This is a genomic window from Bartonella saheliensis (assembly GCF_902162175.1).
The window spans coordinates 1-2,887 of sequence record NZ_LR607278.1; the positions used below are offsets into that span (position 1 = coordinate 1).

Below are 2,887 nucleotides of genomic sequence, written 5' to 3' on the forward strand. Positions count from 1 at the left end.
CTCTCTCAAGGGCATTTCTATTGATTTCAAAACGCCCGCCTTCACACAGTTCAAAAATCAACGCAAGGGTTGGTATGGTTTTATCCATTTTCAAAAGATATGATTGTAAACTTGTAGAGAAATTTTCTCCTTTGATTGTTTTTTGCAACTTTTCCCACCATTCACGAAACATCTCTTGAGCATCAGCAGAAAAACGCATGGTGATAGGGTGTTTTGGTAATCCTAATGGTTTATCATAAAGAGAACGAAAGACCTCATGATAGCTTTCCCATGCCTCTTGATTGGGTGGTCTATCAACCCAGTCACGCTCTTTTCGTTCATCGGGCCACACCAGCATTTGAAATCGTTGCAATAAACCATCATCGTTTATTCCACGGTGCATGGCTTGAATAATGGGAATAATCCGTGAAGGTTGAATGCCCCCAATGACGGAAAGGGTTGCATTGGAAATATGAATAGTTCCACGTTCTATACGGTCATAGGTGTATGGCTTATTGCCATTAAAAGCTGTTAGATAGAAAGAACGGTCTGTTTGATATTCCTTTCTCTCCAAATTAGATAAAAACCCAGACAATTCATCACGAACCAACAATAGACCACGGGGGTTTTCTTTTAACAATTCCCCAAGCTTTTCGACCGTGACATCGTTGACAATAAGACGTCGTTTATTAAGCGTGTCATCATCATCAGTTTCTTTGTGTTCAAGAGCTTGAGAAAGAAGAGCAAGGGCTTGTTCCTCGTCTTGATCTTTGAATGCTTTATAGGCTTGTTTTTTCTTTTCTCTTTTGTCTAATTCAACCAGAATATCTTTTGTTTCTTGGCTTTTTTTCTGCTTTACCCATTCTTGATACCATTCCTCTTGAAAGGCATAGAGAGGAGCTAAAGCAGCTTCCATGGTCGGTGTTTTCATGGTTGAAGGTTGCCCCACAATGGCACCCCAGAGATTAGGAACAATTGTCCAATTGGCATGTTGTTTTGGAGCAATACGCACGCCATTACCAATGACAGCCGCCAAACCACATAAAGCAGAGATAGCCACAAAATCGATAGAAGATTGTTGTATATCAGCAACGTCATAAACATAGTTTATTAATGATGTTGGAAGCTGTAAAAGACTAAAAGGCTCGACGGGTAAAAGAGTCGTAGCAATGGATTTTAATTTCCCCCAACCATTTTGTTGCAAGGCTTGTTCATAAGGAATGGCTTTTAAACAAGTATTATCGTTATCATTGACGGGGGTATTTTCATTGTTGTTTTGTAAATTACACTCTTTCATAGTTCCCTCTTTTGAGAAAGTAGTACATTATTAAAGTCCATTCCTTTTGGAGCTTGCATCATAAAGACCTCAAAGCCTTGGCTATAAGCACGCTTTGCAAGGGTAAAACCTGCTTTACGACCCGCATCATCGCCGTCCATTGCGATTGTCAAACGTCCTTTTGTACGAGGAAAATTCACACGCATCATGCCACTGGTAGAAAGAGACGCCCATACATTCACGGGCTCTGATAACAATCCAGACAGTAAGGAAAGACCAGTTTCAATGCCTTCACAAATGACAAGATGTTCTGGATTATCTTGGCTTAAATGCACAGCACCGCCCATGACAGCCCCCAACATGGCTTTTGCTGGTTTCTGATCTATTTTGCAGCCATTGGCTTGTAAAAAGGTCCTATGAATGGCAAAGGAACCAGCCCCCTTAATAAGAGCAACCAACGCGGGCAGTATCATTCCTAATGGGTGTGGGCATTTGTCGTGAAAGCGTAAATCAGCAGGCAATTCACATGTGATCCCCCGCATACGTAAATAGGTTTCTGCTAAAGTATCTTTTATTGGTTGGCTCTGTTGCCAAATCTTTTTTGCTCTTTCTGCTTTCTGTTTTGTTCTTTTAAGATCAGTACAAAACTGTTTTGAGAAAGAAAGCGTGTGATCATAAGCTTGCTTACCCAGCAAGCCAATTCTTCTAAGCGCTTGTATGATCTCTTTAAAAGAGCAGCCAGCATAACAATAGAGTAAGAGACGCCCATCATATCCATTGGAAAGAGATAAGCTAGGCAATTGATCATCATGGGCTGGACAACGGGCTGTTCCATAACGCCCATGCCAAACCCCACTTAATTCACAAGTAATTTTTTGAGCTGTTGTATGCAATGCATAAGCATTGCTTGTTGTCGCATTTGTAAAATGCATAAAATCCCTTTCTGCTACTTGCATTACAAGACAGATTCTGTTATTTCGGGATTTGCGAAAGTCGAAATACTTTGTCTGTCCTATAAGGCGAAGTTTTCTTTAGGCGGCGTCGTTGCCACGTTGGTTTTTTGCCTTTTCGATTACATCGCTAAGGTCAGATTGTAGCCAACGCGCTAAAGAGCCAATCTTTAAAGGTTTTGGCACCGAGCCATCAGCGACCCGCCGCCAAAGTGTTGAAACGCTTATATTAAGTATTTTTGCACTCTCACGTACTGTGAGAAGTGGTTCATGTGGAATCATGAAGTCCCCTCTTTATCTAAGTGATCGAATCGATGTTGATTTTCCATATATAAATAGCAATTTGTATCAAACTTTTCCAGTAAAAAAACAACATCTTGTGATTTTTTATTCAAGAGAAGCCATAATTTGTGATTATATTATCCATTATGGATGTAATGCGAAAAAGAGAGATAGAGCTATCCACAACTTTTATTGTTTTAACCAGTAACATAAGAAGCCCACTTATCCATAAAGATACGACGCTGTTCTAAATAGTCTGTACGACGATAGGCGCGCTCCACTTTCCCCCCAACCGTATGACCTAGAATGGTTTCAGCAACCTCATAGGGAGCATCGGTTGTTTCAGCAAGCCAATCGCGTAAACTAGAACGAAAACCATGGGGACAAGCTTCCAGACCAG

Annotated in this window: 3 protein-coding genes and 1 pseudogene; all 4 read right to left on the bottom strand. The window is 40.8% G+C overall.

Going from position 1 to position 2,887, the window contains the following annotated elements; translation table 11 throughout:
* Positions 1 to 1,276: YfjI family protein (locus FS875_RS09570; RefSeq protein ID WP_144756153.1), on the bottom strand; the 1,276-nt coding region annotated here is incomplete at its 3' end.
* The gene (locus FS875_RS09575) at positions 1,273 to 2,187 is read right to left on the bottom strand and encodes a DUF7146 domain-containing protein (RefSeq protein ID WP_208000044.1); all 915 of its coding nucleotides are present in this window, start codon (positions 2,185 to 2,187) and stop codon (positions 1,273 to 1,275) included. The genes FS875_RS09570 and FS875_RS09575, both read right to left, overlap by 4 nt.
* Before the next feature lie 99 nt (positions 2,188 to 2,286).
* Entirely contained in the window at positions 2,287 to 2,487 is a 201-nt protein-coding gene (locus FS875_RS09580; protein ID WP_144756156.1) for a helix-turn-helix transcriptional regulator, read from the bottom strand.
* A gap of 197 nt (positions 2,488 to 2,684) precedes the next feature.
* Positions 2,685 to 2,887, bottom strand: a pseudogene (locus FS875_RS09585) (integrase); the annotation flags it as partial.

What these genes read in the sequence shown, in the direction of transcription:
- FS875_RS09580 (WP_144756156.1), bottom strand. Translation starts at nt 2,487, where the DNA reads ATGATTCCACATGAACCACTTCTCACAGTACGTGAGAGTGCAAAAATA.
- FS875_RS09575 (WP_208000044.1), bottom strand. Translation starts at nt 2,187, where the DNA reads ATGCATTTTACAAATGCGACAACAAGCAATGCTTATGCATTGCATACA.